The organism is Micromonospora sp. WMMC241 (assembly GCF_027460165.1).
Lineage (GTDB): Bacteria > Actinomycetota > Actinomycetes > Mycobacteriales > Micromonosporaceae > Micromonospora > Micromonospora humi.
Genome location: NZ_JAPZBF010000001.1, coordinates 915,786 through 932,815, shown reverse-complemented (window position 1 = coordinate 932,815; position 17,030 = coordinate 915,786). Strand labels below are relative to the sequence as shown.

Annotated in this window: 14 protein-coding genes; 7 read left to right on the top strand and 7 right to left on the bottom strand. The window is 75.0% G+C overall.

Annotated features, from left to right (window positions below):
* Nucleotides 1-22 precede the first annotated feature (22 nt).
* The 5 genes from O7598_RS04530 (at nucleotide 23) to rocD (ending at nucleotide 5,858) form a co-directional block, all read left to right on the top strand.
* Complete coding sequence (locus tag O7598_RS04530) at nucleotides 23-760, top strand: cellulose binding domain-containing protein (RefSeq protein WP_269690146.1); 738 nt, start codon at nucleotides 23-25, stop codon at nucleotides 758-760.
* A 5-nt stretch (nucleotides 761-765) separates the two neighbouring features.
* On the top strand, nucleotides 766-2,223 hold the full coding sequence (locus tag O7598_RS04525) for an RICIN domain-containing protein (RefSeq protein ID WP_269690145.1): 1,458 nt from the start codon (nucleotides 766-768) through the stop codon (nucleotides 2,221-2,223).
* Nucleotides 2,224-2,395: 172 nt separating this feature from the next.
* On the top strand, nucleotides 2,396-3,262 hold the full coding sequence (locus tag O7598_RS04520) for a thrombospondin (protein ID WP_269690144.1): 867 nt from the start codon (nucleotides 2,396-2,398) through the stop codon (nucleotides 3,260-3,262).
* Nucleotides 3,263-3,828: 566 nt separating this feature from the next.
* Nucleotides 3,829-4,644 carry a dimethylargininase gene (gene ddaH / locus O7598_RS04515; protein WP_269694742.1) on the top strand — a complete coding sequence of 272 codons (816 nt, stop codon included), beginning with the start codon at nucleotides 3,829-3,831 and terminating at the stop codon, nucleotides 4,642-4,644.
* Nucleotides 4,644-5,858: an ornithine--oxo-acid transaminase gene (gene rocD / locus O7598_RS04510; protein WP_269694740.1), complete on the top strand. Its 1,215-nt coding sequence runs from the start codon at nucleotides 4,644-4,646 to the stop codon at nucleotides 5,856-5,858. Before ddaH ends, rocD begins: the two co-directional genes overlap by 1 nt.
* Before the next feature lie 61 nt (nucleotides 5,859-5,919).
* Here the strand turns inward: rocD and O7598_RS04505 are convergent, their stop codons facing one another.
* The 3 genes from O7598_RS04505 to O7598_RS04495 form a co-directional block, all read right to left on the bottom strand.
* Nucleotides 5,920-7,071 carry an FHA domain-containing protein gene (locus O7598_RS04505; RefSeq protein WP_269690143.1) on the bottom strand — a complete coding sequence of 384 codons (1,152 nt, stop codon included), beginning with the start codon at nucleotides 7,069-7,071 and terminating at the stop codon, nucleotides 5,920-5,922.
* 84 nt (nucleotides 7,072-7,155) lie between these two features.
* Entirely contained in the window at nucleotides 7,156-8,208 is a 1,053-nt protein-coding gene (locus O7598_RS04500) for a fatty acid desaturase family protein (protein WP_269690142.1), read from the bottom strand.
* Nucleotides 8,209-8,336: 128 nt separating this feature from the next.
* On the bottom strand, nucleotides 8,337-8,603 hold the full coding sequence (locus O7598_RS04495; protein WP_269690141.1) for a helix-turn-helix domain-containing protein: 267 nt from the start codon (nucleotides 8,601-8,603) through the stop codon (nucleotides 8,337-8,339).
* A gap of 54 nt (nucleotides 8,604-8,657) precedes the next feature.
* Here O7598_RS04495 and map point away from each other — a divergent pair, with 54 nt between their 5' ends.
* Nucleotides 8,658-9,440, top strand: a complete 783-nt coding sequence (gene map / locus O7598_RS04490; RefSeq protein WP_269690140.1) for a type I methionyl aminopeptidase — start codon at nucleotides 8,658-8,660, stop codon at nucleotides 9,438-9,440.
* A 5-nt stretch (nucleotides 9,441-9,445) separates the two neighbouring features.
* On the opposite strand, the gene O7598_RS04485 is transcribed toward map, so the two are convergent.
* From O7598_RS04485 to O7598_RS04470, 4 genes are read right to left on the bottom strand one after another with little or no spacing between them, the layout of a single operon-like run.
* Nucleotides 9,446-13,111 (bottom strand): SCO7613 C-terminal domain-containing membrane protein, encoded by a 3,666-nt coding sequence (locus O7598_RS04485; protein WP_269690139.1) that lies wholly within the window; start codon nucleotides 13,109-13,111, stop codon nucleotides 9,446-9,448.
* Between the two features lie 47 nt (nucleotides 13,112-13,158).
* The gene (cutA, locus tag O7598_RS04480) at nucleotides 13,159-13,479 is read right to left on the bottom strand and encodes a divalent-cation tolerance protein CutA (protein WP_269690138.1); all 321 of its coding nucleotides are present in this window, start codon (nucleotides 13,477-13,479) and stop codon (nucleotides 13,159-13,161) included.
* Between the two features lie 56 nt (nucleotides 13,480-13,535).
* Nucleotides 13,536-14,558 (bottom strand): 1-acyl-sn-glycerol-3-phosphate acyltransferase, encoded by a 1,023-nt coding sequence (locus O7598_RS04475; RefSeq protein ID WP_269690137.1) that lies wholly within the window; start codon nucleotides 14,556-14,558, stop codon nucleotides 13,536-13,538.
* Nucleotides 14,558-15,391, bottom strand: a complete 834-nt coding sequence (locus O7598_RS04470; protein WP_269690136.1) for a patatin-like phospholipase family protein — start codon at nucleotides 15,389-15,391, stop codon at nucleotides 14,558-14,560. Before O7598_RS04470 ends, O7598_RS04475 begins: the two co-directional genes overlap by 1 nt.
* 178 nt (nucleotides 15,392-15,569) lie before the next feature.
* Between O7598_RS04470 and O7598_RS04465 the strand changes: the two genes are divergently transcribed.
* Nucleotides 15,570-17,027 (top strand): serine/threonine-protein kinase, encoded by a 1,458-nt coding sequence (locus O7598_RS04465; RefSeq protein WP_269690135.1) that lies wholly within the window; start codon nucleotides 15,570-15,572, stop codon nucleotides 17,025-17,027.
* Nucleotides 17,028-17,030 lie beyond the last annotated feature (3 nt).

The window sequence follows — 17,030 nt, the reverse complement described above, 5'->3', positions numbered from 1 at the left end:
GCTCTCAGCTCAGGAGAAACAGATGCTTCGTACGCTCGGCGCGGCACTGGCCGCCGCGCTCGCCCTGACCGGCCTGGCCGCCCCGGCCGGGGCCGTCCAGTCACCCGCCGTCACGGCGGCGACCCCCGCGCCTACGCCCACGGTGGCGTGCCCGCCGGCGCTGCCGGTCAGCGGCCAGGTGACCGGGACCACCGCCACCAGCCTCACCATCACCTACTGGATGCTGCTCAGTCCGCCCTGCGGCTACGACCCGCCGATGGTCGTCACCCTCTTCGCCAGCCGCGAGGACGCCACCGGCTGGCGCGACCCGGTGGCCGAGGCCGTCTCGAAGGCGGAGCGCTCCGGGACGGTGACCGTCGAGGGGCTGACGCCCGACACCGACTACTGGTTCCGGTTCAGCGACACCCAGGGGCACCGGGACCCGTACGTCATCGGCGGCCCGGCGCGGACGCTGTCCACGTCGACGTGCGCCGCGACGGTCCGGATCGACAGCCGGTGGTACGGCGGCTTCATCGCCACGGTCACCGTGCGCAACACCGGCACGGAGTCGACCCGTGGATGGCTCGTCTCCTGGCGGTGGACCGCCGACGAACGCATCGAGTCGATCTGGGGCGGGGTGGCCGAGCGCGCCGGCGAGAACGTCACGGTCCGCAACGCCTCCTGGAACGGGACGCTGGCGCCGGGTGCCTCGACGACGTTCGGCGTACTCGTGGCGGCCAGTAGCGCGTCCGCGGGCATCACGCCGATCTGCGGACGGTGAGCGGCATGCGTTTCCCGGCGGATCGGACGGGCGGACACGGACGCCTGCTGGCGGTCCTGGCGGCGCTCACCGTGGCCGCCGCGACGGTGCTCGGACCGGGCTCGGGCGCGGTGGCGGCGCCGGTGACCGTCACCAACGGCACGCAGTTCACCGACACGAGCGGCGCCGTCGTGCACGCCCACGGCGGCGGCGTCCTGAAGGTCGACAACTACTACTACTGGTTCGGCGAGAACCGTAACCCGGACAACACGTTCCGGGCGGTGTCCGTCTACCGCTCGACCGACCTGCGCACCTGGGAGTTCCGCAACAACGTGCTCACCCAGTCGTCGGCCGCCGAGCTGCAACGGGCCAACATCGAGCGGCCGAAGGTCATCTACAACGCGTCCACCGGCCGGTTCGTGATGTGGATGCACAAGGAGAACGGTTCCGACTACAACGAGGCGCGGGCCGCCGTCGCCTCGTCGGCCACCGTGGACGGCGCCTACACCTGGCACGGCAGCTTCCGGCCGCTCGGTCAGCACATGTCGCGGGACATCACGCTCTACAACGACAACGGCACCGCGTACATGATCTCGGCCGCCAACGAGAACCGCGACCTGCACATCTACCGGCTCACCTCGGACTACCTCAACGTGGCCGGCCTGGTGGGCAACTTCTGGGCCGGCGCGACCCGCGAGGCGCCGGCGATGTTCAAGCGGGGCAGCACCTACTTCCTGTTGACGTCGGCGGCGACGGGCTGGAGCCCGAACCAGGCCCGGTACGCCACCGCGTCGAGCATCTCCGGGCCGTGGAGCGGCTGGACCGACGTGGGCAACGGCACCACGTTCAACTCGCAGCCGGCCTTCGTGCTGCCGATCCAGGGCGCGTCCACCACCAGCTACCTCTACCTGGGTGACCGGTGGGCGGGCGCCTGGGGCGGGCCGGTCAACGACTCGCAGTACGTGTGGCTGCCGATCACCTTCCCGACCGCCACCAGCATGAGCCTGACCTGGTATCCGTCCGTCACCGTCGACACGGCCACCGGAACGGTCACCGGCAGTTCGCCCGCCTCCTACCGGGTGACCGCTCGACACAGTGGCCGGGTGCTGGACGTGATGGACAGCTCCACCGCGAACAATGCCGAGGTCAAGCAGTGGTCGTGGAACGGCGGCGGGAACCAGCGGTGGGAGTTCCAGGACGCCGGCGGTGGTTGGTACCGGCTCGTCAACGCCAACAGCGGCAAGTGTCTCGACGTCGCCAACGCGTCCACCGCCGACGGCGCCAACATCATCCAGTACACCTGCGGCAGCGGCGCCAACCAGCAGTGGCAGTGGGCCGCGACCGGCAGCTGGTTCCAGCTCCGGGCCCGACACAGCGGCAAGTGCCTGGACGTGGTCAACGCCGGCACCGGCGACGGCGCGGACGTCCAGCAGTTCACCTGTGGCAGCGGCACCAACCAGCAGTGGTCGCGGACCCAGTCCTGACGGCGAACCGGAACGCGGCCCGCCGGACGGGCGGGCCGCGTTCCGTCGACGGGTGTCGACTTCTGCGCTCCTGGGTACCTCCTGCGTGTCATGCGCGGCCTCCGCGCCTGCATCAGGAGGTGCCAAGGTGAACATTTTGTCCCGCCGGAAGTCTCCGGCGCGCAGTACCGATGTGAACGGCGACGGAGTCGTGGACGCCCGCGACGAGAGCCCGGTCGCGGACGGAACGGCCGGCCAGCCGGTGGTCACCGACCGCGACGCGGCCCGGACCACGTACCGCAGCGACGCGACCGCCACCGAGGCGGAACGGGCCGCCGACACCGGCCGGGTCGATGAGGCCGGCCGGATGGGTGAGGCTGCTCAGGTCACCGAGGCGGGCCGGGCGCCGACCGCCGGGCCGGTCGGTGACGGGCACGTCGAGACCGTGCCGCGGACCGGTGAGGCGGAGCGGCGGGCGGCACAGCGGGCCGCCGCGGCCCGGGCGGCGACCAGCCGGCCGTTGGGCCGCAACGCGCGGACCGTCGACCCGGAACCGACCCGGGAGCAGACCGTCGACCTGGACGGGGACGGCCGACCGGACCGCCCCGTCGACCTCGACCGCGACGGCCACGCGGACCGCCCCGTCGACCTGGACGGGGACGGCCGACCCGACCGCCCCGTCGACCTCGACCGCGACGGCCGACCCGACCGGGAACTCGACCCGGAGCTGACGAAGAAGCCGCGGGCCAGCCTGCTCGCCACGCTCGGTCTGATCGTGTCCGTGGCGGGCGCGCTCTTCGTGCTCTCCGGCACGCTGGCCGGCTACGGCATCGGGCTCGGCGCGATCGGCGCGGTGCTGGCGGTGCTGGGCCTGATCGCCACCCGACGCCGGCACGTGGCCGGGAAGACCGACGCGCTGATCGGCATCATGGTCGGCCTGGCCGCCGTGGTGCTCGGCATCGTGGCGATGACCGGCCAGTTCGACTGGCCGACCACGGACGGCGACTGGGTGGGCCGGTTCCGTGAGTGGCTTGATTCACAGTTTGTCGATCGGTTCTGAGGGCACTGTGGTGATCGCCGGCAGCGACCGGCAGCCCGAACATCCCGGTGGTTCACCGGGCGGACCCGGTGGTTCACCGGCCGGGCAACCTCTTTCGGGGGGCGACGATTTCGTCGCCCCCCGAAGTATGTCCGCGCCGCCCCCGGCTCAGAGATCTTGGAAGATCTGGCCCCTCTGGGAGCCGTTCGCTTCCAAGATCTCCGGCCATCTCGACACGCGGAACAACCGTCTCTGCTGGTGAGAGTTGGGCCGGGTGGGGCGCCAGTTCGCCGAAGTGGCGCCAACCCGAGCGTTGTGATGCCGCCACTTCACCGAGGTGGCGAGCCACCCGAGCGGACCGAGCCAGCGAGCCACCCCGAGCAGGTGAACCGTCCGAGTCGGCGAGTCACCGGGAGCGTGGACGCAACGGTTAGCCGAAAAAAGCCACGTAAACGCAACGATCTGCTGCTCAACGCAACTTCCCACGGTGGAAGTCGACGCCCCCGGCCGCATACGGTTGGAGCACGGCGCCAGCCCGTGGGCCGACCGTGGCCGGGCGCGCCCGACTCTGGGAGCACCACATGACGATGGACGCCACCCGCCAGCGCCTCCTGATGTGCCGGCCGACGTACTTCGCCGTCGACTATGCGATCAACCCGTGGATGGACCCCACCGCGCCGGTCGACCCCGACCTGGCGATCCGGCAGTGGGAGCAGCTCCACCAGACCTACCTCGACCTGGGCCACGAGGTCGAGCTGATCGACCCGGTCGCCGGCCTGCCGGACATGGTCTTCGCGGCCAACGGCGGCACGGTGATCGACGGCAAGGCGATGGCGGTGCAGTTCCGCGACCCGCAGCGCGCCGACGAGGCGCCCGCCTACCGGGCCTGGTTCGAGGCCGCCGGCTTCGAGATGCACGACCCGAAGCACGTCAACGAGGGTGAGGGCGACGTCCTGCTGGTCGGCGACCACCTGCTCGCCGGCACCGGGTTCCGCACCGCGCACGCCTCGCACGCGCAGCTCCAGGAGGTCTTCGGCTATCCGGTGGTGACCATGCAGCTGGTGGACCCCCGCTTCTACCACCTGGACACCGCGCTCACCGTGCTCGACGAGCGGACCGTGGCCTACCTGCCGGAGGCGTTCTCCCCGGGCAGCCGGGCGGTGCTGCGCCGGCTCTTCCCGGACGCGATCCACGCCACCATGGCCGACGCCGAGGTGCTCGGCCTGAACGCGGTCAGCGACGGCCGGCACGTGGTGCTGCCGGCGCAGGCCACCGACCTGGCCGCGAAGCTGCGCGACCGGGGTTACGAGACCATCGGGATCGACCTGTCCGAGCTGCGCAAGGCCGGCGGCGGACCGAAGTGCTGCACGTTGCGACTCCGTCAGGGAAAGGCAATCAAGTGATCATCGACGACATGCTGCGGACGCCCTCCGCGGTCCGGGACGCGGAGCGCCACACGGCGCACAACTACCACCCGCTGCCCGTGGTGATCTCGTCGGCCGAGGGCGCCTGGCTGACCGACGTGGACGGCCGCCGCTACCTGGACTGCCTGGCCGGCTACTCGGCGCTGAACTTCGGCCACCGACACCCGAAGCTGATCGAGGCCGCGCACGCGCAGCTGGACCGGCTCACGCTGACCAGTCGCGCGTTCGTCCACGACCAGTTCGCCGACTTCTGCCGCGAGCTGGCCGCGCTGTGCGGCAAGGACCTCGTGCTGCCGATGAACACCGGCGCCGAGGCGGTGGAGACCGGCATCAAGGTCGCCCGCAAGTGGGGCTACCAGGTCAAGGGCGTGGCCCCGGGCCAGGCCAACATCGTGGTGGCGGAGGGGAACTTCCACGGCCGGACCACCACCATCGTCAGCTTCTCCACCGACGAGGACGCGCGCGCCGACTTCGGGCCGTACACGCCGGGCTTCACCGTGGTCCCCTACGGCGACCTGGACGCGCTGGCCGCCGCGATCGACGAGAACACGGTGGCCGTGCTGCTGGAGCCGATCCAGGGCGAGCAGGGCGTCGTCGTGCCGCCGGCGGGCTACCTGCCGGGCGCTCGCGAGCTGTGCACCGAGCGCAACGTGCTGTTCGTCGCCGACGAGATCCAGTCCGGCCTGGGCCGCACCGGCGCGACGTTCGCCTGCGACCTGGAGGGCGTCGTCCCGGACATGTACCTGCTGGGCAAGGCGCTCGGCGGCGGCATCGTGCCGGTCTCCGCGGTGGCCGCGAACCGCGACGTGCTGGGCGTGCTCCAGCCCGGCCAGCACGGCTCGACGTTCGGCGGCAACCCGCTGGCCTGCGCGGTCGCCACCGAGGTGGTCCGGCTGCTCGCCACCGGCGAGTTCCAGCGCCGCTCGGCCGAGCTGGGCGAGCGGCTGAAGGCCGGCCTGGAGGCGTTGCTCGGCAAGGGCCTCGTCGCCGTCCGGGTCCGCGGCCTGTGGGCCGGCGTCGACATCGACCCGGCGCTGATGAGCGGCCGGCAGGCGTGCGAGCGGCTGATGGAGCGGGGTGTGCTGGCCAAGGACACCCACGGCTCGACCATCCGGCTCGCCCCGCCGCTGGTGATCACGGAGGACGAGATCGACCACGCGGTGGCGCAGCTCGCCGCCGTGCTGGCCGGCTGACCTCGTACCCGAAGAAGGGCGCCGGGACCACGACGGTCCCGGCGCCCTTCTCGCGTGCGGGTCAGGGACGCGGCAGCCGCATCGCCATGGTCGGCGCCTCGGCCATCACCGAGTTCGGGGTGTACGTCGCGTCGCTGGTCGTCTCGGCGGCCCGCCCGATCTGCACGCCCGGGTAGAGCTCGATCAGGTCCCCCTCGCCGAGCGTCCGGGACTGCTGCGGCGGCAGCGGGATGCGCTCCGCCTCGACCATCGACCCGCCCGGGCGTACGCCGGAGCCGTTGGTGCTGGTGTCGGTGACCACCACCTCGCCCCCGCGCCCCAGGTCGAAACGGACGTGACTGCGGCTGATCCAGCGCCGGGCCTCGTCGTTGAGCCACTGGCCGAGCTGCACCGCGCCGGGCCCGTCCGGCGCCCGCCCGACCGCCACCGGCTCGGTCTCGGTGAGCACGAACCGCCGCCGCACCAACCCCCCGATCCGCACCGCCAGCACCTCGCTGCGCGGGCGCTGACCGGCGTCGGAGAGGCGCGCGCCGTGCCGGGGGCAGGTCGGCGCGCCGGTCCGCAGCGTGGGCGGCGGCTGCTCGGACGGGCCCCGGTCCATCCCGGCCAGGTCGGCGAACGCGCCGCCGCCCCCGCCACCGCCGAAGAGCGCGCAGCCCGGCTCGGGGCAACGCCACTGCCGGGAGAGCAGCTTGACCCCGGCGGGCGAGCGGCTGCCGGTGGCCGGGTCCTGGCCGCCGCCGACGTGCGCGATGAAGACCGGGCCGCCGGCACCGGGCACCGGGGCGAGCACCCGACCGGCCTGGCCGACCCACGGGTACCTGCCGATCAGCCCGTCGAGCCGGGCCCGGGTGAGCACCGGCAGGCCGAGCAGGTCGGCCACCTCCAGCATCCGGTCACCGGGCTGGTCGAGCACCTCGACCAGGCCGTCGTCGGCCCAGCGACGGACCACCATCCGCTCGTTGGAGGTCAGGTCGGCGTCGGACAGCAGCGCCCGGTGCACGATCGCGTAGACCTGGACGCTGTCCTCCCCGATCTGCCGGGACAGCGCGTCGATCACCATCCCGAGCCGCAGCAGGCTGGCCGGCCGGCCGCCGTCGAGGTTCTGCCACCGGATCACCTCGGCCAGGTCGATCACGGCCCGCGCCAGCGAGGGGTCGGTGCTGACCCGCCCCTCGATGGCGTCCAGCACCTTGCTGATCTCGAATCTCATGCCGCGCTCCGCACCATGTCGCGCCCGTCCACCATGCGACGACCCTACCGGCCGCCCCCGACGCCCCCGCCCGGCCCGCCGCGCTCACCCCGCGCGCAGCGGTCGCCCCACGTCGTGCAGGTGCGCCAGACCCTGCCGGTACGACTCGACCAGCCCGGTCTCCGCGTACGGGATGCCCTGCTCGGCGCAGTACGCCCGCACCAGCGGCCGGGCCCGGCGCAGGTTGGCGCGGGGCAGGTTCGGGAACAGGTGGTGCTCGATCTGGTAGTTCAGCCCGCCCAGCGCCAGGTCGACGAGGCGCCCGCCGCGCACGTTGCGGGCGGTGAGCACCTGCTTGCGCAGGTAGTCGAGCCGGTCGTCGGCGGTGGGCATCGGCATGCCCTTGTGGTTGGGGGCGAACGCGCAGCCCATGTAGAGGCCCCAGAGCCCCTGGTGCACGGCGGCGAAGAGCAGCGCCTTGCCCGGTGACATCACCGCCAGGAGCATGCCGACGTAGCCGACGCCGTGCGCGGCGAGAAGCAGCGCCTCCACGGCCCGGTGCCGCATCGGGACGCGCCACCGGCCGTCCGGCTCCCGCCCGGTCAGCGCCCGGACGCTCGCCACGTGCAGCGCCAGCCCTTCGAGCAGCAGCAGCGGGAAGAACAGCCACGCCTGCCGGCGGGCCATCCACCGGCTCAGGCCCCGGGTCGCCAGCGCCTGCTCGTACGTCCAGACCAGCGCGCCCGCGCCGACGTCCGGGTCCTCGTCGGCGTGGTTCGGGTTGGCGTGGTGCCGGTTGTGCTTGTCCACCCACCAGCCGTAGCTGAGCCCCACGGCGAGGTTGCCGGCGACCAGTCCGGCCGCCTCGCTCGGCCCGCGCCGGCGGAACATCTGCCGGTGCCCGGCATCATGCCCGAGGAACGCGACCTGGGTGGTGGCCACCGCCATCACGGCCGCCATCGGGACCTGCCACCAGGAGTCGCCGACGGCCACCACCAGCGCCCAGCCGGCCAGGAAGGCGCCCAGGGTGAGCGCGATGCGAACCGCGTACCGGCCGGGTCGCCGCTCGAACAGCCCCGCCTCGGCGACCCGGCGGGACAGGCGCGCGTAGTCGCTGCCCCGCCGGGCGGCCGGTGCCGTCAACGTCGAAGAACTCACTGTCGCCCCCGGGTGCCACGAGCCGCACTCCGATAGGCGACTCTCCGTCACCAATCTTGGCGAAATCGATAGCGCTTAGTAATCCAGTCAGCCCCCGGGTCGGAGGTGGTGCTGGCCCTACCCTGCGGTCAGGACGCCTGGCGGGCGGGCAGGTCGGCGGTCCAGACGTCGGCCAGGTCGGCGAGGGGGACGCCGAGGGCCCGGCTGAGGCCGACCACGGTGCCGAACGCGGGCGCGGGCAGGCGACCCGCCTCGATCTTGCGCAGCGTCTCCGGGGAGATGCCGGCCGCCAGCGCCACCTCGACGAGACTGCGGTCGGCCCGCGCGGACCGCAGCGCGGCGCCGAGGCGCCGGCCGGCGGCGATCTGCTCGGGCGTCAGTGGCTGGCGAACCATGGCAGCAGGATATCCCTCCGGGAGCGCCCCGACCGGACGTGGTATAAAAATACCGTGATTGAGCTCAAGTCCACCAACGAGATCGACCGGATGGCGGTGACCGGCCAGTTCGTCGGCGAACTGCTCGCCGAGCTGAGCGGCGTCGCCGCGGTCGGCGTCAACCTGATGGACATCGAGCACCACGCCCGCCGCCGGATCGCCGAACGCGGCGCCGAATCCTGCTACTGGGACTACTCCCCCTCGTTCGGCCGCGGCCCGTTCCGCAACGTGCTGTGCCTGTCGGTCAACGACGCGGTGCTGCACGGACTGCCGCACGACTACGTGCTGCGCGACGGCGACCTGCTCAGCATCGACATGGCGGTCACCATCGACGGCTGGGCCGCCGACTCGGCGCTCTCCTTCGTCGTCGGCGCCCCCGACCCGGCCGACCTGAAGCTGATCGAGGCCACCGAGGTGGCGCTGGAGGCCGGCATCGCCGCCGCCCAGCCCGGCGGGCGCCTCGGCGACGTCTCCGCAGCGATCGGCGAGGTCGCCCACTCCTACGGCTACCGCGTCAACGGCGAGTTCGGCGGCCACGGCATCGGCCGCACCATGCACGAGGCCCCGCACGTCGCCAACAGCGGTCGCCCGCGGCGGGGCATGAAACTGTCGCCCGGCCTCACCATCGCCATCGAGCCCTGGCTGTGCCGCAGCACCGACAAGATCCGGGTCGACGACGACGGCTGGACCATCCGCTCCGCCGACGGCTCCCGCACCGCCCACTCCGAGCACACGGTCGCGGTCACCGACGCCGGCCCGCGGGTGCTGACCCGCCGCCCCGACGCCCCGCGCTCCTGACCTGATCAGCCCAGCCGGGTGACGGCCGCACGCAGCCGGGCCAGGTCACGCCGGCGCCGCTCGTACGTGGCCGCCAGGCCGATCAGCAGCAGCCCGCCCAGCGCAAGGAAGATCCACCGGGGCAGCAGGTCCCATCCCCGGGCCAGCTCGTGCAACGCCAACGGCACCAGCGTCGCCGCGCCCAGCACGACCGGCGCCTGCCAGCGCCGGACCGCCCCGCCGAACACGGCGCCGACCGCCACCGCGCCGAGCGCCAGCCGTCGCAGCGGTTGCGGGTCCGGCGCGGCCAGCACCGAGACCAGGCTGGGCAGCAGCGCCGCACCCAGCCCTGGGCCGAGCGCCAGCCAGCTGGTCAGCCCCGGCCGGTGCCGCAGCGCCAGCAGGCCGGCGCCGAGGGCGAGCAGCGCCGCCGGCACCGTGTAGGCCTCCAGCACCGCCACCTGACCGGCGGCCAGCAGCAGCCAACCGCCGAGCAGCTCGCTGCCCGCCGCGACCGCCACCAGACCGATACGCACGCCCGGCGTCTCCCCCCGCCGCAGAACCCGCAACCCCACGGCCACCCCCCACAGCGCACAGACCGCCGCCGCATACCGCAACGCCCCACCCGTGAGAAGCAGCGCCAGCACCGCCACCCCCTGCGCCACCGCCTCCAGTGCAGCCGCCGACACCCGCCTCGTCGATCTAGGAGTTGTGGCGCCCACGTGGTCGGATCCGCGCCTTTCGTGAACCACCACAAGTCCAAGGTCGACGGACCGAGGGGTGGTCCGCAGCGCCGGCACCGCGTGCAGCGTCACCGCCGCGACCGCCAGGACCGCGAACCCGGCGGTACGCAGCGGCAGCCCGCCGGCCAGTGGCGCGGTGACCGCGAAACCGGTGGCCGACGACACCGCGCCCAGCCAGCCGGCGAGCCGTACCGTGGCCGGCCGGCCCGCCGCCCCCACCACGACGCCGGCCACCACCAGTGCACCCAGTCCGACAAGCGTCCCGGCGCGGGTGGCGAGCAGCCCGGCGAACCCGAACCCGCCGAGCACCGCCCCCAGCGGCAGCAGCACCGCCGCGCGCGCAGCCGGCGCCCCGGCCGGACGCACGCCGAGCGGCGCGACCGCGTGATCGCCCGCCTCCGGACGCGCCCCAGCGGGCAGCATCGGGCGCACGCCGACGAGCGCGGCGGTCAGCAGCGCGGCGAGTCCGGTCCCGAACGCCACCGCCGGCACCACCGGCCAGGGTGCGCCGGCCGCCGCGAGCAGCACCGGCAGCGCCACCGCGCCGAACGGCAGCCCCGCCAGCGCCGGCAGCCCCCAGCCGAAGCCCCGGGCGACCACCGGAACGTTGGCACCCGCCCGGGCCGCGTCCGCCGTGGCACCGGCCGGATCCAGAACGCCCCGGGGACGCATCGCCGCCGACCGGGCGTACGCCGCCGCGACCACCCCCAGGAGCAGCAGCACCAGCCCGGCGCGGCCGGTACCCGCCGGGACCGCCGCGACCGTGGGCGCGCCCGACCAGGGCCGCACCGGCAGGCCCCCCAACACCGCCAGCGCGGCCGGGACGGCGGCCAGCAACGCCAGTCCGGCCAGCGCGACGCCGATCACCCGAGGGGCGAGCGGCGGGCGGGCCCCGCCACCGGCCGCGAGCGCCAGCAGCGCTCCCGCCACGGCGTAGAGCCCCACCGGCTCCCCGCCGGGCACGACCAGCGGCCCGACACCGACCCCGGCGAGCGCCACCGCGAGCCCCGCCGAGGCGTACCCGCTCAGGTCGGGCCACCGGCGGCGGACCGCGAGGACGGCGACCACCGGCAGCACGACGGCGGCGGCCCCGCCCCGAAGCTGCCACCACGGCGGCGCGCCCAGGCCGAACAAGGCGACCGCCACACCCGCCGGCCCGGCGAGCAGCGCCACGGCCAGCGCGACGCCGGCGACCGCCGGCTGCGCCCCGGACCCGCGCCGACCCAACGCTGCTGCCGTCACGCCGAGCCCGACGGTCACCGCGAGCACGGCCCCGACCCCGGCCGGAGCGGCGCAGCCCACCAGCAACGCGTGCCCGCCCAGCAGCGCGGCGGTCGACGCGGCGACCACCACCGTGACCGGGCCCCGGCGCGGCCGGAGCACGGCGACCAGCAGCAACGCGGCGGCCACCGCGAGGTCGGCGACCAGCACCACCGGCCAGGGCACGGCCACCACGGCCGGCGCGGCGAGAACGGTCAGGCCGGCCGCCAGCACACCGACCAACGGCCGGGTGGCCCGGGGCGCCAGCAGCGCCACCGCACCGGCGGCGAGCAGCAGCGCCGGCGGCAACTGCCAGCCCCAGGACGGGGTCGGCACCGCCCGGCCACCCTGCCAGGCCGGGAACGAGGCGCTCACGGTGGCGGCGGCGACCAGGCCGGTCAGCATCACGGCGACCGCCCCCAGGCCGGCCGCCACGGTGAACGCGCCCAGCCGGGGCCCGGTACGCACCCGGGCCGGCAGAGCCCGGACCGCGCCGGCCAGCGCGGCCACCACCAGCCCGGCCGCGATCAGCAGCAGCCCGGGACGTTCGGCGGCCACCGGTCGCACCAGCGCGGCGGCCAGCACCGGCACCAGCAACCCGGTGACCTCCGCGCGCAGCACCCGACCGCCGGCCGCGAACGCGCCCGCGACCAGGGCCAGCGCCACCACCACGAGCGGGCCACCGGCCAGCAGCGCGGTGCCGGCGGCGCGGCCCACGGCCAGCGGCACCAGCGCGCAACCGGCCGCCAGGGCCAGCGCCGCACCGTGTCCCGACCAGCCGAGCACCACCCCGGCCCGCACCACCGGACCGGCCGGCGCCGCGTCGCCCCCTCGCGACGCGGCACCGGCGACCCGGCGCAGGACGACCACCACCACCACGAGGTCACCCAGCGCCAGCGCGGTCAGGACCAGCGCCCAACCGGCCGCCGTCGGCCGGGCGCCCGCCGCCGCCAGCGGCAGCACCGGCTGCGCGGCCAACCACGCCGCGAACCACGGCGCGGTGAGCCGGCTGAGCCGCGCGTACCCGGCCGCCACCGCCGCGGTCCCGACCGCGACCAGCGCGGCGTACCGGCTGCCCGGCCAGCCGGCCACCCCGAACAGGTCCACCGACCAGGCCGCGTAACCGTCCAGGAGCACCAGCAGCAGCCCCACCGCGGCGATCGTCTCGGCGGTGCCGCGCAGGCCGCGCGCCCGGGCCGCCAGCGGCGCGGCGAGCGCCAGGACGGTGACGGCCAGCAGGATCAGCGCCCGGCCGGCCACCCCGAACGCCGCCCAGGCGACGGCGGTGAAGACCACCGCGGCGGTGCCGAGCAGCAGTCCACCGAGGACGAAGAGCAGGCCCTGCACCGCCCGGGTGGAGGTCTCCGCGCCGCCGGGGCGCACCGGGACGGGAGCGGGCGGCGCCGGCCGCACCGGCACCGGCGTGGCGGTCGGGCGCGGGGCGGGGATCTCCGACCGGATCCGGGCGGCCAGCGCCGCCCGCCGCTGCCGGACCGTGGACAGCCGGTTTGCCAGCTCCTGGTACGCGACCCGGGCCGCGTCCACCCGCGGGGTCAACGCGGCGATCTCCCGGTCCAGCCGCACCACCTCGGCGGCAGGCGGGTAGGGCGGGCGACCGCACGCGCGGCAGCCGACGACGAGGTCGGCCGGTGCGCCGCACCCGGGACAGGGGTAGCCGGTGTTCTCCACCCCGCCAGCCTCACCGACGGCGCGGTGGGCGGACAGAGTAGGCGTACCTAGGCTCGGGTGTGCTCGCGCACCCAGGCCGTGTAGTCGGGGTTGCCGCTGTCCTCCCGGCTGACCAGGATCTCCGGCACCTCGTACGGATGGTTGGCGCGGAGCTGGTCGACGAGCGCGTCCACCCGGTCCGGCGTGGTCTTGAACCGGACCCACCATTCGGCGGTGGTCTGGATCGCCGACTGCCACCAGTAGGTGCTGTCCAACGGCCCGCCGACCTGGGCGCACGCCGCCAGCCGGCCGGCGACGGCCGCGGCCGCCAGCACGTCCGCCACCCGGCGGGCGTCCACCACCGTCGTCACCACGCAGATCTGCTCCACCAGCGCACCCTACGCGGAGGCGGGGCCGCCACGCCCGAACCGGGCGCGAAAGCCGCTCAGTCGTCGGCCGTGCCGTCCCGGTTCGCGGCGACCCACCTGTCGATCCGGGCCCACCAGTCGAACAGCCAGTCGATGCGCTCCTGCTTGCCGGCCGGGATCTCCTCCGGCGGCACCGACCAGAACCGCATCACGATGCGCTTGTCCATCGGCAGCTCACGCCACACGTCCGCGACGGTGAGCATCTGGTCCAGGCCGGTGTGCGCCACGAAGATCACCCCGGCGTCCGGCGCGGCGTCGAGCGCGGCGAGCAGCCCACCCGGCTGCGGCGCCAGCACGTGCTGCATCCGCTCGGCGCGCAACGCCATCCGCTCCAGACCGAGCGCGCGCAGCCGGGCGATCGCGCGCAGCCGGCGCGACGGGGTGAAGTTGCCGCCCTCCGGGAAGATCACGAAGGCGTCGTCGTCGTCGAGGCCGGTGGCCAGGTGCTCGATCTGCCGCACCGCCGAGTCCCGGCCGTCCGCGCCCGGCGCGATGAACCGGTTGGGCAGCCGGTTGAGCAGCACGTCGATGGCCGGGTCCCACTGGAGGCTCTCCTTGAGCACGATCCGGGGCTCCCGGTGGAACCAGTTCACCAGCGCGTGGATCAGGATGAACGAGTCACCCGGCCCGGCGTGCCGGCAGAGCACCAGCTCGGGCCGGCCGGGCAGCGCGGTGTCCGGGTCGGTGCCGACCACGTCGATGCTCAGCCGCAGCGTCCACCGGGCCTGCCAGAACAGCACCCGCAGGAAGCGGCCGGCAACCACGTAGTGGGCCCGCTGGAAGGCCGGCGACCGCTTGTGGCGACCGAACCCGGAGGCCAGCCAGAGCAGGAAGAGGGTGAGCAGGGCGGCGGCGTCCCAGACCAGGTAGACGGCGCCGATCCAGAGCAGCCGCAGCGGGCGCAGCCGCCCCGGCACCAGCGGCGACGCGGCCAGCGCCAGCAGCGCCCAGCCCGGCAGCGTGATCACCACGGCGACGGCGAGCAGCACGACGCCCGGCGCGAGCAGCAGCCGGCGGACCCAGCGGGGTAGCAGCGGCATCAGCGGTCCAGCGCGGTGTCCAGGTAGCGGCGGGAGGCGGTGTACGCCCGGCTGATCCGCCGCCCCACAGCCGCCATGTCCCGGTAGGCCCAGGGGCTGTCGTCGCGCGGGTCGAGCCCGCCGGTCGGCAGCACGTGCACCTCGACGCCCTCGGGCAGCGCCGCCATCTCCCGGGCGAACCGGTGCCGCCGGGCGATCTCGAACGCGACCTGGGCGATCTCCCAGGGCCGGCGCGGCGGGCTCAGCTCACGTTCGATCCGGCCCACCTGGAGTACGAAGATCCGCGTCGCCCCGGCCGCCACCGCCTCGCCGACCGGGATCGAGTTGACCACCCCGCCGTCGATGTAGTGCTGGCCGGCGATCTGGGCGGGCGGCAGCAGCCCGGGCACCGAGGCGGAGGCGAGCACCGCCGGCACCACCGGCCCGGCGGTGAACCAGTGCTCGGCGGCGCGCTCGATGTTCGCGGCGCAGCAGCGGAACGGCACGGCCAGGTCGGCGAACGTGGTCGCCTCGCCCAGCTCGCTCTCCAGCAGCCGGCGCAGCGGGCGCGGCGAGTGCAGGTGGGTGCGGGCGGCGAACCGGCGCAGTTGCCGGGCGACCGAGTCGCCGTAGACCTCGCTCGCCTCCGGGGAGGCCCAGAGCCGGACCAGCCGGTCGGTGACCGCCTCGGTCGGGTCCGCGGCGACCAGGGCGCCGTTGACCGCGCCGATCGACGTGCCGAGCACCAGGTCGGGGTGGATCCGGGCGCGGAACAGGGCACGCAGCATTCCCACCTCGACCGCGCCCAGCACTCCCCCGCCGCCGAGCACGAACGCCACCGGACCGCCTGCCATGCCGTTCATCCTGGCACGCGACCCGCGGTCGGGCCCGTCCGTGCCACCGGACCGGGGGCCCGGTCACGCCGTGCCATCGCGGCGGCGCGCAGCGCCACCGCGGATCGACCCCCGTTGACAGGCAGGACACATTCCCGCAACCTGGTAGCGCTCCCGAGCCCAGGGCAGGTGCGAGGTGATGGCGACACTCCAGGCCGGCCGTCTGCTGGCCCGGCGGTACCGGCTCATCGACCGGATCGGCGCCGGTGGCATGTCGGTGATCTGGCGGGCCCGCGACGAGGTCCTCGACCGGGTGGTGGCGGTGAAGGTCCTCGCCCCCTCGCTCGCCGCCGACGCCCGGTTCCGCGACATGGTGCGCGAGGAGGCCCGCTCGGCCGCCCAGCTCGACCACCCGCACGTCACCGCCGTGCACGACTACGGCGAGACGGTGGCCCCGGACGGCTCGATCACCTCGTTCGTGGTGATGGAGCTGCTCAGCGGCGAGGAGCTGGAGCACCGGCTGACCGAGGGCCCGCTGCCCTGGGCGGCGGCGGTGGAGACGGGCGCGCAGGTGGCCGAGGCGCTGGCCGCGGCGCACCGGCTCGGCATCGTGCACCGGGACGTCACCCCGGCCAACGTGATGATGACCGGCGTCGGGGCGAAGGTGCTCGACTTCGGCATCGCCACCCGGGTCGGCGCGCCGGACGAGGACGAGGACGGCGGCACGTTCGGCACCCCGGCGTACGTGGCGCCGGAGCGGCTGGACGGCGCGCCGGCCCAGCCGGCCACCGACGTCTACTCGCTGGGCGTGCTGCTCTTCGAGACGCTGACCGGCCAACCGCCCTATCCGGCGGACACCTGGGAGCAGCTCAGCGCCGCGCTGGCGGAGAGCGCGCCGCCCACGCTCGACGGCGTACCCGGGCTGCCCCGGCCGGTCGCGGACATCTGCCTGCGCTGCCTGGCCCGTGACCCGCGGCAGCGGCCCACCGCGCACCGGGTGGCGGCCGTGCTGCGTGACCAGCTGCTGCCCGCCGACCCGCAGGCCACCACCATGCTGGCGCCGACGATGACGCTGCCCGCGCTGACGTCCGCGCCCACCCGGCCGGTGCCGCCGGCGTCCACGCCGCCCGGGCCGCCGACCCCGCCGGCGACGGCCGCGCCGAAGCGGCGGCGGACCCTGCTGCTGGCGGGCGCCGGCGTGGTACTGGTCGCCGCCGCCGCGCTGCTGGCGCCGACGCTGGTCCCGGACCGGACGGCCGACCCGCGGGTGCTGCCGACCGCCGGGCCGGTGGAGGCGCCCACCGACGCGCCGCCGGCGAGCGAGGACCCGACCGCCACCGCGCCGGTCGAGCCGAGCGGCGCGCCGAGCACCGCCGCCCCGACACCACCGGCGGTCGACGCGGCCGACCCGGCCGAGCGGGTGGACGGGCTGATCGAGGCCGGGCTGGCGGACGGTCAGATCCGCGAGGACGTCGGGGTGGACCTGCGCAACCTGCTGCGCAACGCGGTGGCCGCGAGCGACGAGGGTGCGGTGACCACCGCCGTGGAACGGCTCCGCGGCAAGATCGTCGAGCGTCGGCGCGAGGGCAGCATCACCCCCGGGTACGCGCGGCAGCTCGACGCCGCCGCGGCGGCACTGGTGGCCGGACGCACCTGAGCG

Bases quoted from the DNA above. Each gene is read 5' to 3' on its own strand.
- O7598_RS04530 (WP_269690146.1), top strand. From the start codon at position 23: ATGCTTCGTACGCTCGGCGCGGCACTGGCCGCCGCGCTCGCCCTGACC.
- O7598_RS04495 (WP_269690141.1), bottom strand. From the start codon at position 8,603: ATGGTTCGCCAGCCACTGACGCCCGAGCAGATCGCCGCCGGCCGGCGC.
- O7598_RS04465 (WP_269690135.1), top strand. From the start codon at position 15,570: ATGGCGACACTCCAGGCCGGCCGTCTGCTGGCCCGGCGGTACCGGCTC.
- ddaH (WP_269694742.1), top strand. From the start codon at position 3,829: ATGGACGCCACCCGCCAGCGCCTCCTGATGTGCCGGCCGACGTACTTC.
- O7598_RS04525 (WP_269690145.1), top strand. From the start codon at position 766: ATGCGTTTCCCGGCGGATCGGACGGGCGGACACGGACGCCTGCTGGCG.
- O7598_RS04505 (WP_269690143.1), bottom strand. From the start codon at position 7,071: ATGAGATTCGAGATCAGCAAGGTGCTGGACGCCATCGAGGGGCGGGTC.
- O7598_RS04475 (WP_269690137.1), bottom strand. From the start codon at position 14,558: ATGCCGCTGCTACCCCGCTGGGTCCGCCGGCTGCTGCTCGCGCCGGGC.
- O7598_RS04470 (WP_269690136.1), bottom strand. From the start codon at position 15,391: ATGGCAGGCGGTCCGGTGGCGTTCGTGCTCGGCGGCGGGGGAGTGCTG.